The sequence below is a fragment of the Methylocystis sp. genome, assembly GCF_051061285.1.
Classification (GTDB): Bacteria; Pseudomonadota; Alphaproteobacteria; order Rhizobiales; family Beijerinckiaceae; genus Methylocystis.
The window spans coordinates 65679-84370 of record NZ_JBPFEA010000040.1; the positions used below are offsets into that span (position 1 = coordinate 65679).

19 protein-coding genes are annotated in these 18692 nt (G+C 63.7%); 14 read left to right on the forward strand and 5 right to left on the reverse strand.

The genetic code is table 11. The features are described from left to right. Positions 1-149: 149 nt before the first annotated feature. Together ACR65T_RS14345 and ACR65T_RS14350 are read left to right on the forward strand one after the other, a co-directional pair. On the forward strand, positions 150-545 hold the full coding sequence (locus tag ACR65T_RS14345; protein WP_434497119.1) for a DUF4383 domain-containing protein: 396 nt from the start codon (positions 150-152) through the stop codon (positions 543-545). Between the two features lie 55 nt (positions 546-600). Next, positions 601-912, forward strand: a complete 312-nt coding sequence (locus tag ACR65T_RS14350; RefSeq protein ID WP_434497120.1) for a BON domain-containing protein — start codon at positions 601-603, stop codon at positions 910-912. 7 nt (positions 913-919) lie between these two features. Here ACR65T_RS14350 and ACR65T_RS14355 read toward each other — a convergent pair whose 3' ends face one another. The 3 genes from ACR65T_RS14355 to ACR65T_RS14365 are packed head-to-tail and all read right to left on the reverse strand — an operon-like array spanning position 920 to position 3722. After that, on the reverse strand, positions 920-2530 hold the full coding sequence (locus ACR65T_RS14355; RefSeq protein WP_434497122.1) for an FAD-dependent monooxygenase: 1611 nt from the start codon (positions 2528-2530) through the stop codon (positions 920-922). A gap of 35 nt (positions 2531-2565) precedes the next feature. Next, positions 2566-3066: a hypothetical protein gene (locus tag ACR65T_RS14360; RefSeq protein WP_434497123.1), complete on the reverse strand. Its 501-nt coding sequence runs from the start codon at positions 3064-3066 to the stop codon at positions 2566-2568. Beyond that, positions 3063-3722, reverse strand: coding sequence for a TetR/AcrR family transcriptional regulator (locus tag ACR65T_RS14365; RefSeq protein ID WP_434497124.1), 660 nt, complete (start codon positions 3720-3722; stop codon positions 3063-3065). The genes ACR65T_RS14360 and ACR65T_RS14365 overlap by 4 nt, the downstream gene beginning before the upstream one ends. Positions 3723-3877: 155 nt before the next feature. Between ACR65T_RS14365 and ACR65T_RS14370 the strand changes: the two genes are divergently transcribed. The 11 genes from ACR65T_RS14370 to ACR65T_RS14420 all read left to right on the forward strand — a co-directional run bounded on the left by ACR65T_RS14370 (position 3878) and on the right by ACR65T_RS14420 (position 15518). Then, positions 3878-4357: a DNA polymerase III subunit chi gene (locus ACR65T_RS14370; protein WP_434497125.1), complete on the forward strand. Its 480-nt coding sequence runs from the start codon at positions 3878-3880 to the stop codon at positions 4355-4357. 41 nt (positions 4358-4398) lie between these two features. Next, positions 4399-5172, forward strand: a complete 774-nt coding sequence (locus ACR65T_RS14375) for a class I SAM-dependent methyltransferase (protein ID WP_434497126.1) — start codon at positions 4399-4401, stop codon at positions 5170-5172. Then, the gene (locus ACR65T_RS14380; RefSeq protein ID WP_434497127.1) at positions 5169-6251 is read left to right on the forward strand and encodes an ABC transporter ATP-binding protein; all 1083 of its coding nucleotides are present in this window, start codon (positions 5169-5171) and stop codon (positions 6249-6251) included. The genes ACR65T_RS14375 and ACR65T_RS14380 overlap by 4 nt, the downstream gene beginning before the upstream one ends. A gap of 141 nt (positions 6252-6392) precedes the next feature. Further along, entirely contained in the window at positions 6393-7307 is a 915-nt protein-coding gene (locus ACR65T_RS14385) for an ABC transporter permease (protein ID WP_434497129.1), read from the forward strand. Further along, positions 7304-8137, forward strand: coding sequence for an ABC transporter permease (locus ACR65T_RS14390; protein ID WP_434497130.1), 834 nt, complete (start codon positions 7304-7306; stop codon positions 8135-8137). The genes ACR65T_RS14385 and ACR65T_RS14390 overlap by 4 nt, the downstream gene beginning before the upstream one ends. After that, positions 8134-8682 (forward strand): CDP-alcohol phosphatidyltransferase family protein, encoded by a 549-nt coding sequence (locus ACR65T_RS14395; protein ID WP_434497131.1) that lies wholly within the window; start codon positions 8134-8136, stop codon positions 8680-8682. Before ACR65T_RS14390 ends, ACR65T_RS14395 begins: the two co-directional genes overlap by 4 nt. 1 nt (position 8683) lies before the next feature. Then, entirely contained in the window at positions 8684-9916 is a 1233-nt protein-coding gene (locus tag ACR65T_RS14400; RefSeq protein WP_434497132.1) for an AI-2E family transporter, read from the forward strand. Continuing rightward, complete coding sequence (locus tag ACR65T_RS14405; protein WP_434497133.1) at positions 9913-10608, forward strand: hypothetical protein; 696 nt, start codon at positions 9913-9915, stop codon at positions 10606-10608. The genes ACR65T_RS14400 and ACR65T_RS14405 overlap by 4 nt, the downstream gene beginning before the upstream one ends. Before the next feature lie 59 nt (positions 10609-10667). Beyond that, complete coding sequence (locus ACR65T_RS14410; RefSeq protein WP_434497134.1) at positions 10668-12902, forward strand: RNA degradosome polyphosphate kinase; 2235 nt, start codon at positions 10668-10670, stop codon at positions 12900-12902. Next, complete coding sequence (gene ppx, locus ACR65T_RS14415) at positions 12895-14421, forward strand: exopolyphosphatase (protein ID WP_434497135.1); 1527 nt, start codon at positions 12895-12897, stop codon at positions 14419-14421. Before ACR65T_RS14410 ends, ppx begins: the two co-directional genes overlap by 8 nt. Before the next feature lie 50 nt (positions 14422-14471). Next, positions 14472-15518, forward strand: coding sequence for a linear amide C-N hydrolase (locus ACR65T_RS14420; RefSeq protein WP_434497136.1), 1047 nt, complete (start codon positions 14472-14474; stop codon positions 15516-15518). A 63-nt stretch (positions 15519-15581) separates the two neighbouring features. On the opposite strand, the gene ACR65T_RS14425 is transcribed toward ACR65T_RS14420, so the two are convergent. After that, entirely contained in the window at positions 15582-15968 is a 387-nt protein-coding gene (locus ACR65T_RS14425; RefSeq protein WP_434497137.1) for a hypothetical protein, read from the reverse strand. A 251-nt stretch (positions 15969-16219) separates the two neighbouring features. Beyond that, complete coding sequence (gene rnd, locus ACR65T_RS14430) at positions 16220-17392, reverse strand: ribonuclease D (protein WP_434497138.1); 1173 nt, start codon at positions 17390-17392, stop codon at positions 16220-16222. Positions 17393-17726: 334 nt separating this feature from the next. Between rnd and ACR65T_RS14435 the strand changes: the two genes are divergently transcribed. Next, positions 17727-18677, forward strand: a complete 951-nt coding sequence (locus ACR65T_RS14435; RefSeq protein WP_434497139.1) for a tetratricopeptide repeat protein — start codon at positions 17727-17729, stop codon at positions 18675-18677. The last annotated feature ends 15 nt before the right edge of the window (positions 18678-18692 follow it).

An 18692-nucleotide genomic window follows, 5' to 3' on the forward strand; every position in this document is an offset into this window, starting at 1 on the left:
CTAACGGGATTATATCCAGATCGCTATAGCTTTGCGCTCTCACTATAGCTTTGCAGCTTAGTATATTGCGCATTTTTAATATGGAAACGATGCTGCGCCGCCCAATCTGATGCTCAGTTCAGTTGGTCCTGGACTGAAAGGAACGCATCATGATCGAATCTCGATGGAACGCCGATTTCATCGCGAGCATACTCGGCGTCGTGTTCGTGGCGGTCGGCCTGCTGGGGTTCGTCCCCAATCCGATCGTCTATGACGGCGGCTACTTCCACGTGAATGCAGCCCACAACTTCGTGCATCTCATCAGCGGAGCGCTTTTGCTGCTCAGCCCCTATTTCGGCGTCCCGGTCCTCATGATTCGCGCGCTGGCCATCGTCTATACGGCGGTCGCCATCCTGGGCTTCATTGCGCCGAACGTCGCTGAACTCGGCGGACTGATTGCGATGAACCGCGCCGACAACTGGCTACACGCATTCATCGCTGTCGTCCTGCTCGCGATCGGCTTTACGAAGCCCATGGAACGATCGGTCACCACGGCCCATATGTAAGGTGCAAAGCGCGCGCCTCAGCCTTCGGGCTGGGGCGCTTTGGGCCGAGGCTGCAATGACCGATATGGACACATTAGGGCTTCGCGACGCCGTCCGCGAGGCCCTCGACAAAAGTCCTCTGGCGGACGCCAAGTCGATCTCGGTCGAGATCGTGGAGGGAGAAGTCGTGCTGAAGGGCTCCGTCGCCTCGGCGGCTGAATGGATGGAGGCGGAATACGCCGCTTCAACGGCCTCTTCGCCCCTCAAAGTCAAAAACGCCCTGACCATCAGCGGGGTTTGGGAGGCGCCGAAAGACGACGTCTACCAGGCCGGCCTTGAATCTTTTCCGGCAAGCGATCCGCCCTCCTGGACGCCTGGTGAGACTTAAGTCGCGCTCAGGCCTCGCCAGATAGGGTAATCGCGATCTCGGAACTCTTTCGCGGCCGTAGCACGCGATCGAGATAGCGGTTCAGCGCGCTCAGGTCGGCTCCATCGCCTCGCGCGGCGACCACCTGATCTGGACGGATCAAAACCCAGCCAGCGCCCCCCTGACGATATCGCGCATGCACCTGCTGCTTGGGGTCGTTCTCTGGCGTGAGTCGGAGAATGCTTAAGAGCTTGCCGGCCACGTCGGTCACTTCCGCCGCATGAATCGGCGATGCGGCGTCCTCGAAAAGGAGCAGCGTATGGCGCGATTCGCTGAGGAGCGGCCAGAGAGGCTGATCCTTTCCCCCGACGGTCAGGATTGCGTCGCGGGCTCGAGCGCCGACGTCAGTGCGACCCGGACGGCGCGGCGGCGCGCCGAGCGCGACGAGCGGGCCGTTTCGGTAGACGATCTCGGTCTCCGAGAGCTCAATCTGGAGCCGTTTCTGAACAATCGACAGATTGCCGAGAAGCGAGACCGCGATGTCTTTGACAATCCGCATCGCGGCGCCCGAGCTGAAAGCAAGATGCAGCTTCTGTTCGGCGGCCTTGACCACGTTCTGCGCGATCGCCCGCCGCTCCGGTTCATAGCTGTCGAGCAGGAGGTTTGGATCGCCGATCCCGGCAAGCGCATAGGCGAGCTTCCAGCCGAGATTCACGGCATCCTGGATTCCGGTGTTCATGCCCTGTCCGCCAGCGGGGCTGTGGACATGCGCCGCGTCGCCCGCGAGGAAGCAGCGCCCAACGCGGTAGCGCGCGGCGACACGCTCATTGATCTTGAATACTGACAGCCAGCTCGGGTCCCTCAACCGCATGCCCGGCGGCCCATAGCGATCGGCATGGCTTTGCAGTTCATCGAGCGTCGGCAGGATATCGGCTGCCGAGTCATTCTCACGCACGGCGAAGATCCGCCACGTATCCTCCTCGAAAGGAAACAAGGCGACGGTTCCGCCCCGGCGCCACCAGAGATAGATATTTTTGTGGTCCAACCCGCCGCCGTCTATGCGCACGTCGCCAAGCAGGAAGGTCTGGGGCTCGGTGGAGCCCTCGAAAGGAATGTCGAGGGCTCTGCGGACTTCGCTGCGCGCGCCATCGCAACCGACGAGATAGCGGGCGCGCGCCATTTCGGTCCGCCCGTCGGCGTGGTTGAGGGTCGCCATAACGCCGTCGTCGTCCTGAGCGAGCCCCGCGAGTTCGACGCCGCGCTCGACCGTGACGCCTAAAGCCGACAGCCGCATGGTTAGCAAGCGCTCGGTTTCCGACTGAGGGAGGAGCAGCGGAAACGGAAACGGACTGTCGATACCCTCGCCAACTTCCATGCGGGCCAGTTGTCTGCCGCCATCGCCAATGCAAAGCGCGTTGAGCCGCGCGCCGTCGCGCAGAAAATCATCGACGACGTTCATGCTCTGCATCGCCTCGAGGCTCGCGCTCCACAGAGCCAACGCCTTGGAGACGGAACTCGGCTGAGTCGCACGGTCGATGATGCGCACCCGTACGCCGTATTGGCGTAGCGTGATTGCAAGCGAAAGACCCGTTGGTCCGGCGCCGACGATCAGAACATCCTCGATTTTCTCTGCGGTCATGATCTCTCTCCCGTCGCGAATAAGGAGTGGACGGTTTACTTCGCCGCCGCGTCCGCCCGTTCCCGCATGAGGGCCTCTATCCGGCTGATCTGCATGTAGGAGGCGTATTCGTGGACCATGTCGCTGGGGGTGAGTTCGAGCATGACGCGGTTCTCGACCCAGAATTCGAGAAGATGAAAGACCGGCGGCTTTCCAGGCGCGCCGCGGCCGAAGAACTTGGTCCGCCAGCCCTCGCGTGCGCCGATGCGCTCGATCGCGGCGCGGTCGAGCGGCACGGAGATAAGCGCGTGGAAGGGGAAATACCCCGTCGCCGGCGTGCCCGGAGTGAATGCGACCTGAGCTTCGTTCTCGCCAGGCGCGAGGGTGATCGTGTCCGGATACACCTCGATCATCGTGCCTTGCGGGTCGCCGCTCATCGCCATGTAGGCCCCTGGCAATGGGCCGCTGAACGGAAAGTCGCGGCCCTTCATGAGTTCCGCGAGCACCGCGGCGACGCGGCCGGGATCGCGGGCGGGAATGGAGATGTGGTGAATCATGGCTTCCCCCGATTTGTTTCGGACGCATCATTGGCGACTGGCGGGACCGACAGCCGGTCGAGACCCGAGGGATCGGCTTTCAGTGCGCCAATCAGCGCGCCGATGCCCCAGGATGCGACCGCTTGCGCCTCTGCCGGGGTGAAGCGGCACGTATCCATCAGCCAGCGCCAATAGGTCGGGCTCCAGTACGAGGCGATCGCCAATGCGCCGCGGCGCAATTGTGTCGGCGTGAGATCGGGAAAGTTGCCGCCGATCCCGGCGATCCAGCCGCCCAGGCGATTGTCCCGATCGGCGTAACGCTGACGATCCCAGGACGGCTGATTCATCAGATTCCTGAGCAGCGCCCCGTATTGATCATACAGGGGAAACAGTCGCTCCGGCATTGACGGGAGTTCGGCGAGCGGCGGCAGCGGCTTGTCGAGGCTCAGTCGGGGCTTCAACCAAAGGAAGAAAGCGGCGACCAGCTCATCCATGGTCGCGAAATGCGCATAGACGGTGGGCGGCGAAACAGCAGAGAGCGACGCGATCTTGCGCAAGGTCAGGCTCTCGATGGGGTTCTGCTCGAGATAGTCTTTGGCCGCCATGAGAATACGCTCACGGGTCATGGCCGCCTGCGCCTCGCGCAAGGGGCTTTGGTAGGGGCGGTCAGCCGCCATGACCACAAGGTCGCTTTTCGATCAGCATTTCAAATTACAAGTGTCATGCGAAATTGCGCGTGTCAAGGCGAGGCGCGACAGCCGATCGCGATTGACCCTCGACTTGCGCGCGGTCGAGAGTTCCGACATAGCGCCGGGAGCGAAAGGCGCCCGCCATGCCCGAGATCGCCTTCTATCACCTCACCCGAGCCACAGTGGAGCAGACGCTGCCGACGCTGCTGGAGCGTTCCCGTGCGCGCGGCTGGCGCGCCATCGTGCAGGCGACGAGCGAAACGCGCCTTGCGAAACTCGACGCCGATCTCTGGTCGTATCGTCCGGAAAGCTTTCTCCCGCACGGAACGAAGGCGGACGGCGCGCCGGAGGCGCAGCCGATCTATCTCACCTGCGCGAACGACAATCCCAATGACGCCGATGTGCGATTCTTCGTGGAAGGCGCGCGCATCGCCCCGGCGCTCGCCGGCGCTGGCGCGCCGCGCGAACGCGCCGCGCTGCTTTTCGACGGGCGCGATGACGCCGAACTTGCCGACGCGCGCGCGCAATGGAAAGAACTGCGCGATCTGGGCTATAGCCTCGTCTATCACCAGCAGAGCGAGAGCGGCGGATGGGAAGAGAAGGCGCGCGAACCGAAGGCATAGATCACGCCGCATCTGGGCGAAATCGCCCAGATGCGGATGACGTGATCGATTCCAAAGGATTAGAGCGCGCTCCAGGCGAAAAGCCGGATTCCACTTTTTCGCAGCGCGCTCTAGGCGAAGATTTCGCCGAACGCCGCGCCCGGGCGCGCGAAAGGCTCGACGCCGTTGATCCGCATAAGCGTCCCGGCGGGATCGAGGCCGATCCCAAGCGCCGGGAATGGTTCGAGGCGGTCTATGCTCTCGCCGAGGACGATCCGGCGGCCGTGCCCTGGGCGCATCTTGAGCCGCGCCCGCTGCTTGAAGATTGGCTGGCCGCGCGCTCGCTCGTCGGCCTTCGCGCGCTCGACGTCGGTTGCGGCTTGGGCGACAACGCCGAAGCGCTGGCGCGCGCCGGCGCGCATGTCGTCGCCTTCGATCTCGTCGAGCGGGCCGTGCAATGGGCGCGCGAGCGTTTTCCGCAGAGCGCGGTCGACTATCGCGTCGCCGATCTCTTCGATGCGCCATCCGAATGGCGCGGCGCCTTCGATCTCGTGCACGAGCTTTATACGCTGCAGGCGCTTCCCGAGACGCTTCTGCCCGACGCCGCGCGGGCGCTTGCCGCCTTTGTCGCGCCGGGCGGAACGCTGCTCGTCATTTCGCGGGCGCGCGACAATGGCGAAGATCTTGGCGGCCCGCCATGGCCGCTCGCGCGGAGGGACATCGAGGCGCTCGCCGTCGACGGTCTTCGGCTGGTTGCGCTGGAGGATATTCCGGCAAACGGCGGCCTCGCGCGCCACTGGCGCGCCGAGTTTCGTCGCGGCGAGGCTGGCGGGTGAGCGCGCCGCTGCTGTCGATTAAAAGCGTCAGCAAAAAATTCGGCGCCGTCGTTGCGCTCGAGGAGGTGTCGCTCGACGTGGGAGCCGGCGAATTCTTCGCGCTGCTCGGCCCGTCGGGCTGCGGCAAAACCACGCTGATGCGCTGCATCGCGGGTTTCGAATCGCCGGACGCCGGAACGATCGCATTGAATGGCGATGATCTTTCCGGCGTGCCGCCCTATCGGCGACCGGTGAACATGATGTTCCAGTCCTATGCGCTGTTTCCGCATCTCAATGTCTTTGAGAACATCGCCTTCGGTCTGCGACGGCAAGGGGGGACGAGAGACGCCATCGACGCGCGCGTCAACGAATTGCTTGCGATGACGCAGCTTTCGGCTTTTGGCCATCGGAGAATCGACGAGCTGTCCGGCGGACAGAAGCAGCGCGTCGCGCTGGCGCGGGCGCTCGCGCCGCGTCCGAAAATGCTGTTGCTCGACGAGCCGCTCGGCGCGCTCGATCGCAAGCTGCGCGAAGAGACGCAGTTTCAGCTCAAGGAAATCCAGCGGCTGACGCAGACGAGCTTCGTCATCGTCACGCATGATCAGGACGAGGCGCTGGCGCTCGCCGACCGCATCGCGGTGATGCGGGCGGGCAGGGTGGAGCAGGTCGCCGGGCCGATGGAGATTTACGACCGGCCCGCGACGCGTTTCGTCGCCGGCTTCGTCGGCGAAACCAATTTCATCGAGGGACGCCTCGACTGCAAAGGCGCCGCGGCGCTGGTCACCGATTTTGGACGAATCCCCTGCGAGCCTGGACATTTTCCCGACGGCGCGCAGGCGACGCTCAGCGTGCGCCCCGAACGGATCGGCGTTGCGCGTGAGGGCGAGGGAATCGCGGGCTTCGTCGAGAACTTCGTGTTTCGCGGCGAAACGACGCTGCTGCGGGTGCGCGTCGCCAGCAACATCGTATTGCGGGCGGCGGCGGGCCATGGCGAGCGCCACGCGATCGGCGACTCAGTGAGGCTCAGCTTCCCGCCTGGCGCCGGCGCGCTTCTCGCGGAACCAGGGGGGGACGGTAGAAATGAGCGCGAGGCGCAATGAGGATTTCCTCACCCTGAGGAGGCCGCGAAGCGGCCGTCTCGACGGGCGAGGACAGCCGCGACGCGACGCGACGCCCTCGTCCTTCGAGACGCGCCTTTCAGGCGCTCCTCGGGATGAGGGCGCTTTCACCGAGCCTGTAGGATGAGCGCACGCCGCAGACTCTCGCTGGGCGAGCGCCTCGTCATCGCGGCGCCTTATCTGTGGATCGGCGCCTTTTTCCTTGCGCCGATGTTGCTCATCGCCAAGATTTCCGTTTCGCAGTCGGTGCTGGCGCGCCCGCCCTATCGGCCGATTTTCGAGCCTTCCGACGGTTTGGCCGCCATCTGGGCCAAGGCGCAGACCTTTTCATTCGACGCCTATCGCGCGCTGATGAGCGATACGCTTTATCTCGAATCCTATCTGTCCTCGCTCACCATCGCCGCGGTCTCGACGCTGATCACGCTGATCATCGCCTATCCTTTCGCGCTCGCCATGGCGCGCGCGCCCGAGCGCCTGCGTCCCACGCTCATCGGCCTTGCCGCTGCCCCGTTCTGGACGAGCTTTCTCATCCGCGTCTACGCCTGGATCGCGCTTTTGAAGGATGAGGGATTGATCAATAACGCGCTGATGGCGCTTGGCCTCATTTCGGCGCCGCTGCAAATGTTCGCGACAACGGGCGCCGTCGTCGTCGGCATCGTCTACTCCTATCTGCCCTTCATGCTGCTGCCGCTCTACGCGGCGCTGGAGCGTCAGGACCCCAGGCTTCGCGAAGCGGCGGCGGATCTCGGGGCGTCGCCGGCGCAAGTTTTCTTGCGCGTGACGCTGCCGCTTTCGCGTGAGGGCGTCGTTGCGGGCGCGCTCCTCGTCTTCATTCCCGCGGTCGGCGAATTCGTCATTCCCGATCTCCTCGGCGGCTCCGAGACGCTGATGATCGGGCGAACCTTGTGGAACGACTTTTTCTCCAATCACGACTGGCCGGCGGCCTCGGCCGCGGCGATCGCACTCGTCGCTGTGTTGATGATTCCGCTGCTGCTGTGGGAACGGGCGCGGCTTGCCGATGAGGACGACGCCCGATGAGCGCCGCCGTCTCCTGGGCGCGTCGCGCGACTCTCCTTATAGGCTTTGTCTTCCTTTACGCTCCGATTGTCATTCTCGCGGTCATGAGCTTCAACGCGTCGCGTCTGGTTTCCGTGTGGGGCGGGTTTTCGACGAAATGGTATGTGGCGCTCCTGGAGAATGAGCAGCTTCTACATTCGGCGAAGATCAGCCTCGCCGCCGCGCTGACCTCGGCCACCATCGCGACTCTGCTGGGCCTTCTGGCCGCCATATCGCTCGCGCGTTTTGGACGATTTCGCACGCGCATGCTGTTTTTCGGCGCCGTTCATGCCCCGCTGGTTCTGCCGGAGGTCGTGCTCGGCCTCGCGCTGCTGACCTGTTTCGTCGCGTTCGGGGTCGGACGAGGCTTCATCACGCTGGTCATCGGTCATGTCACATTGACAATGTGTTTCACGACGGTCGCGATTCTCGCGGCGCTGCGCGACAGCGATCCGGCGCTCGAAGAAGCGGCGATGGATCTGGGGGCGACGCCTTTCGGGGCCTTTGTCCGGGTCGCATTGCCGCAGATCGCGCCGGCGATCGTCACCGCTTATCTCCTGGCGTTCACTCTATCTCTCGACGACCTCGTCATCGCCAGTTTTGCGACAGGACCCGGCGCGACGACGCTGCCGATGCGCATCTACTCACAAGTGCGTTTGGGCGTTTCGCCGCAGATCAACGCCATTTCGACGCTGCTTCTGGCGCTCGTCGCCGTCGCGCTCGGACTCGCGGCGCTTGTTTCTTCCAGGCGCGCGCGGCGCGATGGCCAAGTGATGACAAGCTTGGCGCGCGCGCCAGATAACGCATCATGACTCAAAATTGGTTCGCGTCGCTTCCGAATTTCATCACCATTGGTCGTCTCGTGCTGACGCCGGCGGCGATCATCTTGATCGTCGAGCGGCAATGGATCGCCGCCTTCCTGCTGTTCGCCGTCGCCGGCCTGTCCGACGCCCTCGACGGTTGGCTGGCCCGGACCTACCACCTCCAATCGGAACTCGGCGCGATTCTCGATCCCATCGCCGACAAGGCGCTGATCGTTTCGATGTACGTGACGCTCGCGATCGTTGACGCGCTGCCGGCCTGGCTCGCCATCATGGTGGTGTTTCGCGATGTCATGATCACTGGGGCGGTGTCGCTGTCGTGGCTCATGGGCCGGCCGATGAAGGTGCATCCACACTTTTCTTCCAAGGCGACCACCGCCGCGCAACTGGTGTTCGCCGGCGTCATCCTGGCGGCTCAGGCCTACGGCGTTCATTTTCCGCTGCTAAATGTGACGCTCATTGTCGCCGTCGCCGCATTGACCGTCGCTTCCGCCTGCGTCTATCTGTGGCTTTGGGTCCAGCATATGAGGCTGTGACATGTCACAGAGAACACCGACGCTCGGCTTCGATACTGCGCAGCCGGCGGTCATTGATACTGCGCAGCCGCCGCCGCCTCTCGACGCTGGCGACGACGCCGAGATGCAGCAGCTGCAATGGGCGGGGCTGAGCCTCGAACGGCAGCTCGCGCTCTGGGGCTTGACGCTTCTGGCGCTAGGCCTAGCGCTGTATTTCCTGAGCCCGGTGCTTGCGCCCTTTGTCGCCGGAACCGCGCTCGGCTATCTGCTCGACCCCGTGGCTGACCGGCTGCAGCGGCTGGGCCTGTCGAGATTGGGCGCCGCGGGTCTTCTGCTCGTCGTCTTTCTTCTGGTCGTCGGGACCGCGGCCGTTGTTCTGGTTCCGATTCTTTCGCATCAGCTTGCGGGCTTCATCACCTCGCTGCCGGGCTATTTGCAGACGCTGCATGGCCTCCTGACGCAATGGAGCGAGCGCGTCACCAGCGATTCCATCAATGGCTGGTTGCAGGAATTCGGGCTCGGCGGCGCTGCGGCGTCTTTCGATGCGCAAAAATATATAAACGACCTCACGAGCCAGGGCGCGACGCTGCTCGGCGATTTCGTGAAATCGCTGTTGTGGCGGGGCTATGCGCTGATCAACGTGATCTCGCTCATCGTGATCACGCCGGTCGTCGCCTTCTATATGCTGGTTGATTGGGATCACATGGTCGCCATCATCGACGATCTGATTCCGCCGCGCCATCGCGATGACGTGCGCTCGCTCGCCCGCGACATCGATCGCGCGCTTGCCGGCTTCGTGCGCGGACAGTCGCTTGTCTGCCTGTTCCTTGGCGTCTGGTATGCGGGCGGGCTATCGGCGATCGGGCTGAATTTCGGGTTCCTCATCGGCGTCATCGCGGGCTTTCTGAGCTTCATCCCCTACGTCGGCTCCGTCACCGCCTTCGTTCTATCGATCATCGTCGCGATCGTTCAGGGCTGGCCGCACGTCAATCTGCCGATCGAGGCGGTGGCGATCGTGACGACCGGACTGATCATGGACGGCTATGTGCTGTCGCCGCGGCTCGTCGGCGCCTCCGTCGGACTGCATCCGGTCTGGATCATGTTCGCCTTGCTGGCCTTCGGCGCGCTTTTCGGATTTACGGGCCTTATCGTCGCCGTGCCTGTCGCGGCGGCGCTCGGCGCCTTCATGCGCTTTCTTGCAAAACGCTACCGCGGGAGCGCGCTCTATCAGCACCCGATCCCCGACCGCGCATGACAAAGGCCGGCGCGCCGGAGACATGCGAGCCGGGACGTCAGTTGCCGCTCGACCTGCCGACGACGCCGCGCTTCGGACGCGAAGAGTTTCTGCCCGCCGCATCGAACCGGGCGGCGCTCGATATGATCGAACGCTGGCCGGATTGGCCGGATCGGGTTCTCGCGCTGATCGGGCCCGTTGGCGCGGGCAAATCCCACCTCTGCGCCATTTGGGCGGCGCGCGCGGGCGCGCTTGTCGTTGCGCCCGGCGCGCTGCCGACGCTGGAGGGGCTGGTCGCCCAGGCGCCGCGAGCCATCGTCATCGACGACGTCGACCGCGTCGCTGACGAAACCACGCTGTTCCATCTCCTGAATTTCGTGAACGAAAACGGCGCCTTCCTGCTGATGAGCGCGGCCCGCCCGCCGCGGGCGGAAGACACGCGGCTTCCCGACCTGTTGTCGCGTTTGCGCCGCGCCCCGATCGTCGAAATCGGCGCGCCGGACGAGACGTTGATGCGCGCAGTTCTGGTGAAGCTCTTCGCAGATCGACAGCTCCTCGTCGAACCGCCGGCGCTGGCCTTCGCCGCGCTGAGGCTGGAGCGCTCGCTCGCCGCCGCACGCGCCTTTGTCGCCGCTCTCGACCGCGAGGCTTTGGCGCAGGGGCGGCCTGTCACACGGGCGCTCGCGGCCAAGGTTATTGAGAAGTTTACCTGATCGAATGATTTCGTCGCCGCACAGGCCTGTGGCATGATGGCTGGGACCCGGAAGTGGAAATGAAGCCGCATATTCAGGATAAACTCGCCGCCCAGCGCACGGGCGCCGATATCGCCGTGATGGATTGCGCCGACGGGATTCTCGTGGAGGATCCCGCCAAGCTTGCGGCCTCTCCGCAGCGCTTCATCAATCGGGAGCTGTCCTGGCTGGAATTCAATCGCCGGGTTCTGGAGGAGGCCTCCAACCGCAATCACCCGTTGCTTGAGCAACTGCGTTTCCTGTCGATCTCGGCCAATAATCTCGACGAATTCTTCATGGTGCGCGTCGCCGGCCTTCGCGGGCAGGTGCGCTCCGGCGTGACGGCGCGCTCCGAGGACGGCCTGACGCCCGCCGAGCAGCTGACGAAGATCACCGAGCGCGTCACGCTCCTGACGAGCGAGCAATTGCGGCGCTGGCGCGAGCTGCGCGCCGAGATCGAAGACGTCGGCATTGTTATCGTCGAGCCCGCGGACGTCTCCAAGGCCGACCGCGAGTGGCTTGAGGAATATTTCCTCAGCCGCGTGTTTCCGGTGCTGACGCCGCTCGCGGTCGATCCGGCGCATCCCTTTCCTTTCATCCCCAATCTCGGCTTCACATTGGCGCTCGAACTGGTGCGCCCCGGCGATCGCAAGACGCTGAAGGCGCTGATCCGCCTGCCGCCGAAAATCGAGCGCTTCGTGCGCTTGCCGGCGACGACGGGCGTCGCCGGCCGTGAGCGCTTCATGCTGCTCGAAACGCTGATCGCGATGAACGCGCAGCGGCTGTTTCCTGGCTATTTGCTGCGGGCGCAGGGGTTGTTCCGGGTCATCCGCGACAGCGATCTCGAAGTCGAGGAAGAAGCCGAAGATCTCGTGCTGCTTTTTGAGACCGCGTTGAAGCGGCGCCGGCGCGGTTCGGTGATCCGGCTCGAAGTGGCGGCGGATATGCCGGCGACCTTGCGCGCGCTCGTCGCCGAGGAGCTCGACGTCAACGAGCCGGAAACTTTCGAGATCGACGGCATGTTGGCCCTCAACGATCTTTCCGAACTCGTCGCGCTCGACCGGCCGGAGCTGAAATTCAAGCCCTACAATCCGCGCTTTCCGGAACGGGTGCGCGACAATGGCGGCGACTGTTTCCTCGCGATCAAACAAAAGGATCTCGCGGTTCATCACCCTTACGAATCTTTTGACGTCGTGGTGCAGTTTTTGCAGCAGGCGGCGCGCGATCCCAATGTCATCGCCATCAAGCAGACGCTCTATCGCACGTCGAACAACAGCCCGATCGTGCGCGCGCTCGTCGAAGCCGCCGAGGCGGGCAAATCCGTCACCGCGCTGGTCGAATTAAAAGCGCGCTTCGACGAGGAAGCGAATATCCGCTGGGCGCGCGATCTCGAACGCGCCGGCGCGCAAGTGGTCTTCGGCTTCATCGAGCTCAAGACGCACGCGAAATTGTCGCTCGTCGTGCGCCGGGAAGGCGGCGGCCTCGTCACCTACTGCCATGTCGGCACCGGTAATTATCACCCCGTGACGGCGCGCATCTATACGGACATTTCGGTGTTCACCGCCGACCCTGTGATCGGACGGGACATCTCGCGCATCTTCAATTACATCACCGGCTATGCCGAGCCGGCCGGGCTTGAGCGCATGTCGGTGTCGCCGATTTCGCTCAAAAAGAAGCTTCTCGAGCATATCGACCAGGAAATCGCCTTCGTGAAGGCCGGCAAGCCTGGCGCTATCTGGGGCAAATGCAACGCGCTTGTTGATCCCGAAATCATCGACGCGCTTTATGCGGCGTCGCAAGCGGGCGTCTCGATCGAACTCATCGTGCGCGGCATCTGCTGCCTGCGGCCCGGCGTTCCCGGACTGTCCGATAATATTCGCGTGAAGTCGATCGTCGGCCGCTTTCTCGAACACGCGCGTGTTTACGCCTTCGGCGGCGGCTATGTGCTGCCGCATCCGCGCGCGCACGTCTACATTTCTTCCGCCGACCTGATGCCGCGCAATCTCGATCGAAGGGTCGAGGTGATGATGCCGATCGTCAATCCGACGGTGCATCAGCAGGTGCTCGATCAGATCATGCTCGCCAATCTCATTGACAATGAGCAGAGCTATCGAGTCTTGCCGGACGGCTCGTCGCTGCGCATTGTTCCGCCCGAAGGCGAGGAGCGTTTCAATGCGCACAAATATTTCATGACCAATCCCTCGCTTTCGGGGCGTGGCAAGTCGCTCAAGGATTGGCGGCCGCGCTCGCTCTTAAAGCGCGGCCAAAATGCTTGAGGCGGCGGCGCGTGGCGCGACGCAGCGCGCCGACTCCACGCCGAAACCCGTCGCGATCGTCGACATCGGCTCGAATTCGGTGCGGCTCGTCGCCTATCAGGCGCTCGCGCGCGCGCTGACCCCGATCTTCAACGAAAAGGCGATGTGCGGTCTCGGCAAAGGCGTCGTCACGACAGGCCGACTGCCCGATGAGGGCGTCGACAAGGCGATGAAGGCGCTGCGCCGCTATCGGGCGCTTTGCGAGACGATGGGGGTCGATGACATCGAGGTGATCGCCACCGCGGCGGTGCGCGGCGCCAAGAATGGCGACGTTTTTCTGGACGCGGCGCGCGACGCCATTCAACGCGACATTTCGCTGCTTTCGGGCCGTCGCGAAGCGGAGCTTTCCGCGCTTGGCGTCATTTCGGCGATTCATGAGCCGGACGGCGTCGTGGGCGATCTCGGCGGCGGCTCGCTCGAACTGATCGACGTCCACAAGGAAGCGCTCGGCAAGGGGATCACCCTGCCGCTCGGCGGACTCGCCCTGATGGACGCGTCGCGGCGCTCCATGCGCGAGGCGACGCGCATCGCCCGCAAGGCGATCGCCGACGCGAAGCCGCTCGATCATCTCAAGGGCCGAACCTTTTACGCGGTCGGCGGCACCTGGCGATCGCTCGCCAAACTCCACATGCGTCAGCGCAACTATGCGCTCGGCGTCATGCATCATTACCGCATCCAGACGAGCGAAGCCGCCGATTTCGCTGAACTTGTCGAACATATCGACAGCGAGGCGCTCGAGGACATCGACTTCGTTTCGGCGGCGCGCCGGCCTCTGCTCGCCTATGGCGCGATCGTGCTTGACGAGATCATCCGACGCGCCAAGCCTCGCGAGATCGTCATATCAGCCGCGGGCGTGCGCGAAGGCATGTTGTATGAGCGCCTGTCGTCGGCCGAGCGTCGCGTCGATCCCTTGCTCGCGGCGACGCGCGAATTGGAAGTGACTTTCGCGCGCGCGCCGGGGTATGGCGACGATCTCATCGATTGGACGGACGCCTATATGGAAAAGAGCGGCATAGACGAAACCGACGAGGAGCGCCGGCTGCGCCACGCCGCCTGTCTGCTCTCCGACATCGCTTGGCGCGCTCATCCGGAATATCGTGCGCAGCGCGCCATGAACATCGTCACGCAGGGGCCGTTCGTCGCCATTGATCATCCGGGCCGCGCCTTCCTGTCGCTTGCAATCGTCTTCCGTCACGAAGGGCTCGACGGGGCGGAAGGCCTTGCGGATCTGCGCACCCTATTGACGACGCGTCTTTTCGCGCGTGCGCGCATTCTCGGGGCGCTCATGCGGGTCGCCTATTTGTTGTCAGCGTCGATGCCCGGCGTGCTGCCGCGCACGCGCTTGCGGGTCTGCGATCGCGCGGCGACGCTCACTTTGCCCGCCGCTTACGCCGATCTTGCGAGCGAGCGCGTGCTCAATCGTCTGAAGGCGCTCGGCAAGCTCATGGGCGCCGACGCGCAGATCGAGGTGGCGCCCTGAACACAAAAGCGGTTCACTCTCCAAACGGACTTATTTGAAAGGAATTCGATATGGACAGGCAATTCGCAAAAGGTCTTCTGGCGGCCGCCGTTGCGGTCGCATCGATGTGCGGGAGCGCCGAGGCCTGCACGCGCGTGCTCTATGGGACCAGCGACAAGGACTATCTTGTGGGCCGGACGATGGACTGGGACGTCGATCCGCGAACAAACTTGTGGTCCTTCCCGCGCGGCATGGCGCGCGACGGCGGGGTCGGTCCGGGGTCGATCAAATGGACCTCGAAACATGGTTCGCTCATCGCCGACTTTTACAACGCGGCCACGGCTGAAGGCATGAACGACGCTGGGCTCGCGGTTAATCTTCTCTATCTCGCCGAGGCGGATTACGGAGACGCGAAAGCCTCCAAGAAGCCGCTGCTGTCCGTCGGCGGCTGGGCGCAATATGTTCTCGACAACTACGCGAACGTCGCTGATGCGGTGAAGGCGCTGCAAAAGGAGCCCTTCGCGATCGTCGCGCCCGATCTTCCCGGCGGCGTCAAAGCGGCGAGCCATATGGCGCTGGCCGATCAGTCTGGCGACAGCGCGATACTCGAATATCTCGGCGGCAAGCTCGTCATTCATCACAACCCTAAATACACGGTGATGACCAATTCCCCGCCTTTCGATCAGCAGCTCGCCCTTAACACCTATTGGGTCGAGATCGGCGGGTCGAATTTCCTTCCTGGCACGCATCGCGCGTCCGATCGCTTCGCCCGCGCCAGCTGGAACTTGAACGCGACGCCGAAAGTCGACGACAAGCGCGTGGCGATCGCCAGCGTCTTTTCGATCATTCGAAACGTCTCGGTGCCGCTTGGGATATCCACGCCGCAGGAGCCGAACATCGCCTCGACGCGATGGCGTTCGGTCACCGACATCAAGGATCGGCTCTATTATTTCGAGCCGACGCTGAACCCTTCGATTTTCTGGGTCGAGCTGACGAAATTGAAGCTCGAACCGGGCGCCAAGCCCGCGAAGCTCGACCTTGCGGGCAGCCCGATTCTGGCGGGCGAAGTTTCGGACAAATTCGTTCCCGCCGAGCCGTTCAAATTCCTGTCGCACTGACGCGCGGGCGTTCCGCTCCTTTCGAGCAATGCGGCGCGTCACAGGACGCGCCGCTTTCTGATGCTACTCCGCTGGAGCGCGCGCGACTCGATTGATCTTGTCCACGCGCATGGTCTGTGCGCCGGCGGCGCAATTGAAGCGCAGGGACGTGCCGACGGCCGAGTCGAAAAACGCCGCCTTTCCGTCCGTGACGGTGACGACGAGGCGCGTCGCCTGGGTCGCCGGCGTCGGATCCTCCTCCAGCGCGGAATCGACGACCATCATGGTGAGACGGCAGCCGCTCTCGCCGCCGACGAAATAGCTCACGACATGTTTTGAGCCAGCGTCAAAGCTCGCCGCCATAAGCGGCTTCATCGTCAGGGAAGCATCAGCTGCGGACAGGCCCGAGCTTGCTGCAAGACACAGCGCTCCGCCGAACGCCGCCGCGACAATTCGATTTCCTGTAGTCATATCTTATCCTTCCGTTTCGGAGCAGGGCCGGCGTACGCACAACCGTCGCAGCGAACTGCGCGCCCCACTCGGGATGGAAGGTAGCTACTGCATTGCAGCACGACAATATCGCAGCGCAATAAATTATCGTAATATCGCATTATCTATAAGATATTAAACGGTATTTTATGGCGCACAAATATTCGTCAGCCGCTTGCTTGCGCGCAAAAATGGCGCAGCAGCATTGCTGCGCTGCAGCGCAAGCGTGAGGCTCATTCAGCGTTCGCGGGTTCGTCCGCGGCCTGCCAGTCGAAGGTGACGACCCGGCCATTTTCCACCGAGAGCGCCAAGCGGCCCCGCTTCAATTCCAGAGCCTTCTCGCCGAAGATCGCGCGGCGCCATCCCTTCAGCGCCTGAACGTCGGCATGATCGTCATGCGCGACGGATTCGAGATCTTCGACCGTCGCGATCATCTTGGCGGCTACGCCCGTCTCCTCCGACACCTGACGCAGCAATACCTTGAGCAACTCGACCGTCGCGCCGTTTGAGTTGCGTCGGTCGCGTTCGATGCGCGGCACTGTGGCGGGATCGCGCGCGAGGCCGCGCTCCACAGCGGCGATGATGTCGGTTCCCGCGCGGGAGCGCTCCATACCCTTTGGAAAGGACCGCAAATTGCCGAGCGCTTCGACCGAGCGCGGCGCGGCTTGAGCAATCTCGATGAGCAAGTCGTCCTTCAGGACGCGCGAACGCGGCACGTCGCGCGCTTGCGCTTCGAACTCGCGCCAGGCGGCCAGTTCCATCAGAACGGCGAGATCGCGCGGCTTGCGCGCGCGATGGCGCAGCCGTTCCCAAGCGTTTTCGGGATGCTGCTCATAGGTCGCGGGCGAGGTGAGCGTCTGCATCTCGTCCACGAGCCATTCAAGGCGATTGGAACGTTCGAGCCGCGCCCGCAGCGCGGTGTAAATGTCGCGAAGATGCGTGACGTCGGCGATGGCGTATTCGATTTGGGCGTTTGACAGCGGTCGGCGCGACCAGTCGGTGAATCGCGACGATTTGTCGAGACTGGCGCGCGTGATCGCCTTCACCAGCTCGAGATAGGACGCTTGTTCGCCGAATCCGCAGACCATGGCCGCGACCTGCGTATCAAAGATCGGCGCGGGTATGAGACGGGCGAGGCGCCAGATGATCTCGAGATCCTGGCGCGCGGCGTGGAACACCTTGACGACGTCGGGATTGGCCATGAGGCCAAAAAACGGCGAAAGATCAAGATCATCGGCAAGGGCGTCAATCGCCACAGCCTCTTCCGGCGACGCCAGCTGGATCACGCAGACCTGCGGCCAGAACGTGGTTTCGCGCAAAAATTCGGTGTCGACCGTGACGAAGGGATGCCGAGCGAAACGGTCGCAGACCGCGGTCAGTTCGGGATTGGTGGTAAGAAGACTCATTGAACTGGTTCTAAACGTTTTTGGTCTCGGTCTGAAGTCCTAAGGAGCGACTTAGGACGTCTCAGCGGCTCTCGGCCCGCTCCGAGGCTGGCCGCAGCCAAAAAAATACACGATTTTGCCGAGAATTCGCCGACGATCGCGCGCCACGTCCGCGCTGGACTGAACGAAAAGCTGCAACATGGCGGCGATGCAGTTCAGCAGGGTATGCGCGTGGACCGCTCAAGTCGTTGTAGAAAGACAGCTGCGGCCTCGAAATTCCATCATTTCCAAGTTGCGGGCGAAGCCCGATGGGGTAGCATGCCGCCGCCACTCTATTCGGGGAGCCACCCAATTCATGTATGAGCGTCTCACTCTCGCAGCGCGCGCGGCCGCGCGGGCGCGGTGTCCGGCGGCTGTCATCGCCGCTTCACTTCTCGTCGTCAGCGCGCCCGCCATCGCCGCGCACAAGGGCGGCGTCAGCCCCGCCTGGAGTCAGTGCCGCGCGCCTGACCCCGACGCGCGCATCGCAGGCTGCACGCAAGTCATTCAGGAGATCGACAAGGAGACCCCGCACAACAAGGTGGCGGCCTATGTCAATCGCGCCGGCGCCTATCAGGTGAAGGGCGACTATGCGCACGCGCTCGAGGACTTCGGCAAGGCGCTGGAGTTTGAACCCAAATCATCGGTGATTCTGGCCGCGCGCGGCGCCGCGCATCATGCCAAGGGCGATCTCGACGCCGCGCTCGCCGACTATAATCAGGCGATCGCCGCCGACAAAAAGAACGCCGCCGCTCTTCTGGCGCGCGCGTATATTTGGCGCGCCAAAGGCGATGTCGAGAAGGCGCTCGCCGATCTCGAGGATGCGGCGAAAGCCGATCCAAAAGCGACGGCGCCGGACGTCGCGGCGGGCGCTCTCTATCACGGGAAAGGCGATCATGACCGCGCCATCGCGGCATTTTCCGAGGCCGCAAAGCGCGATCCCAAACTGGCCGCGGCGCGCAATGGGCGCGGCGCCTGCCATTACGCCAAGGGCGAATTCGATAAGGCGATCGCCGACTTCGACGCGGCGCTGAAAATCGACGCCGGCTACGTTGGCGCGCTCGTCAACCGCGCCAACGCCTGGCGGGCCAAGAAGGACTTCGCCCGCGCCAAGGCCGATTATGACGCGGCGCTGGCCGCCAAGCCTGATCTCGCCGCGGCGAAGAAGGGATCGGAAGACATGGCCAGGCTCATCGCCAAGATGGGCTCAGGCGCGGCGACGCCGGCCGATTCCGCTCCGCCCGAAGCCGAACACGACCACAATTGAAGCCCCGAAGGCGCG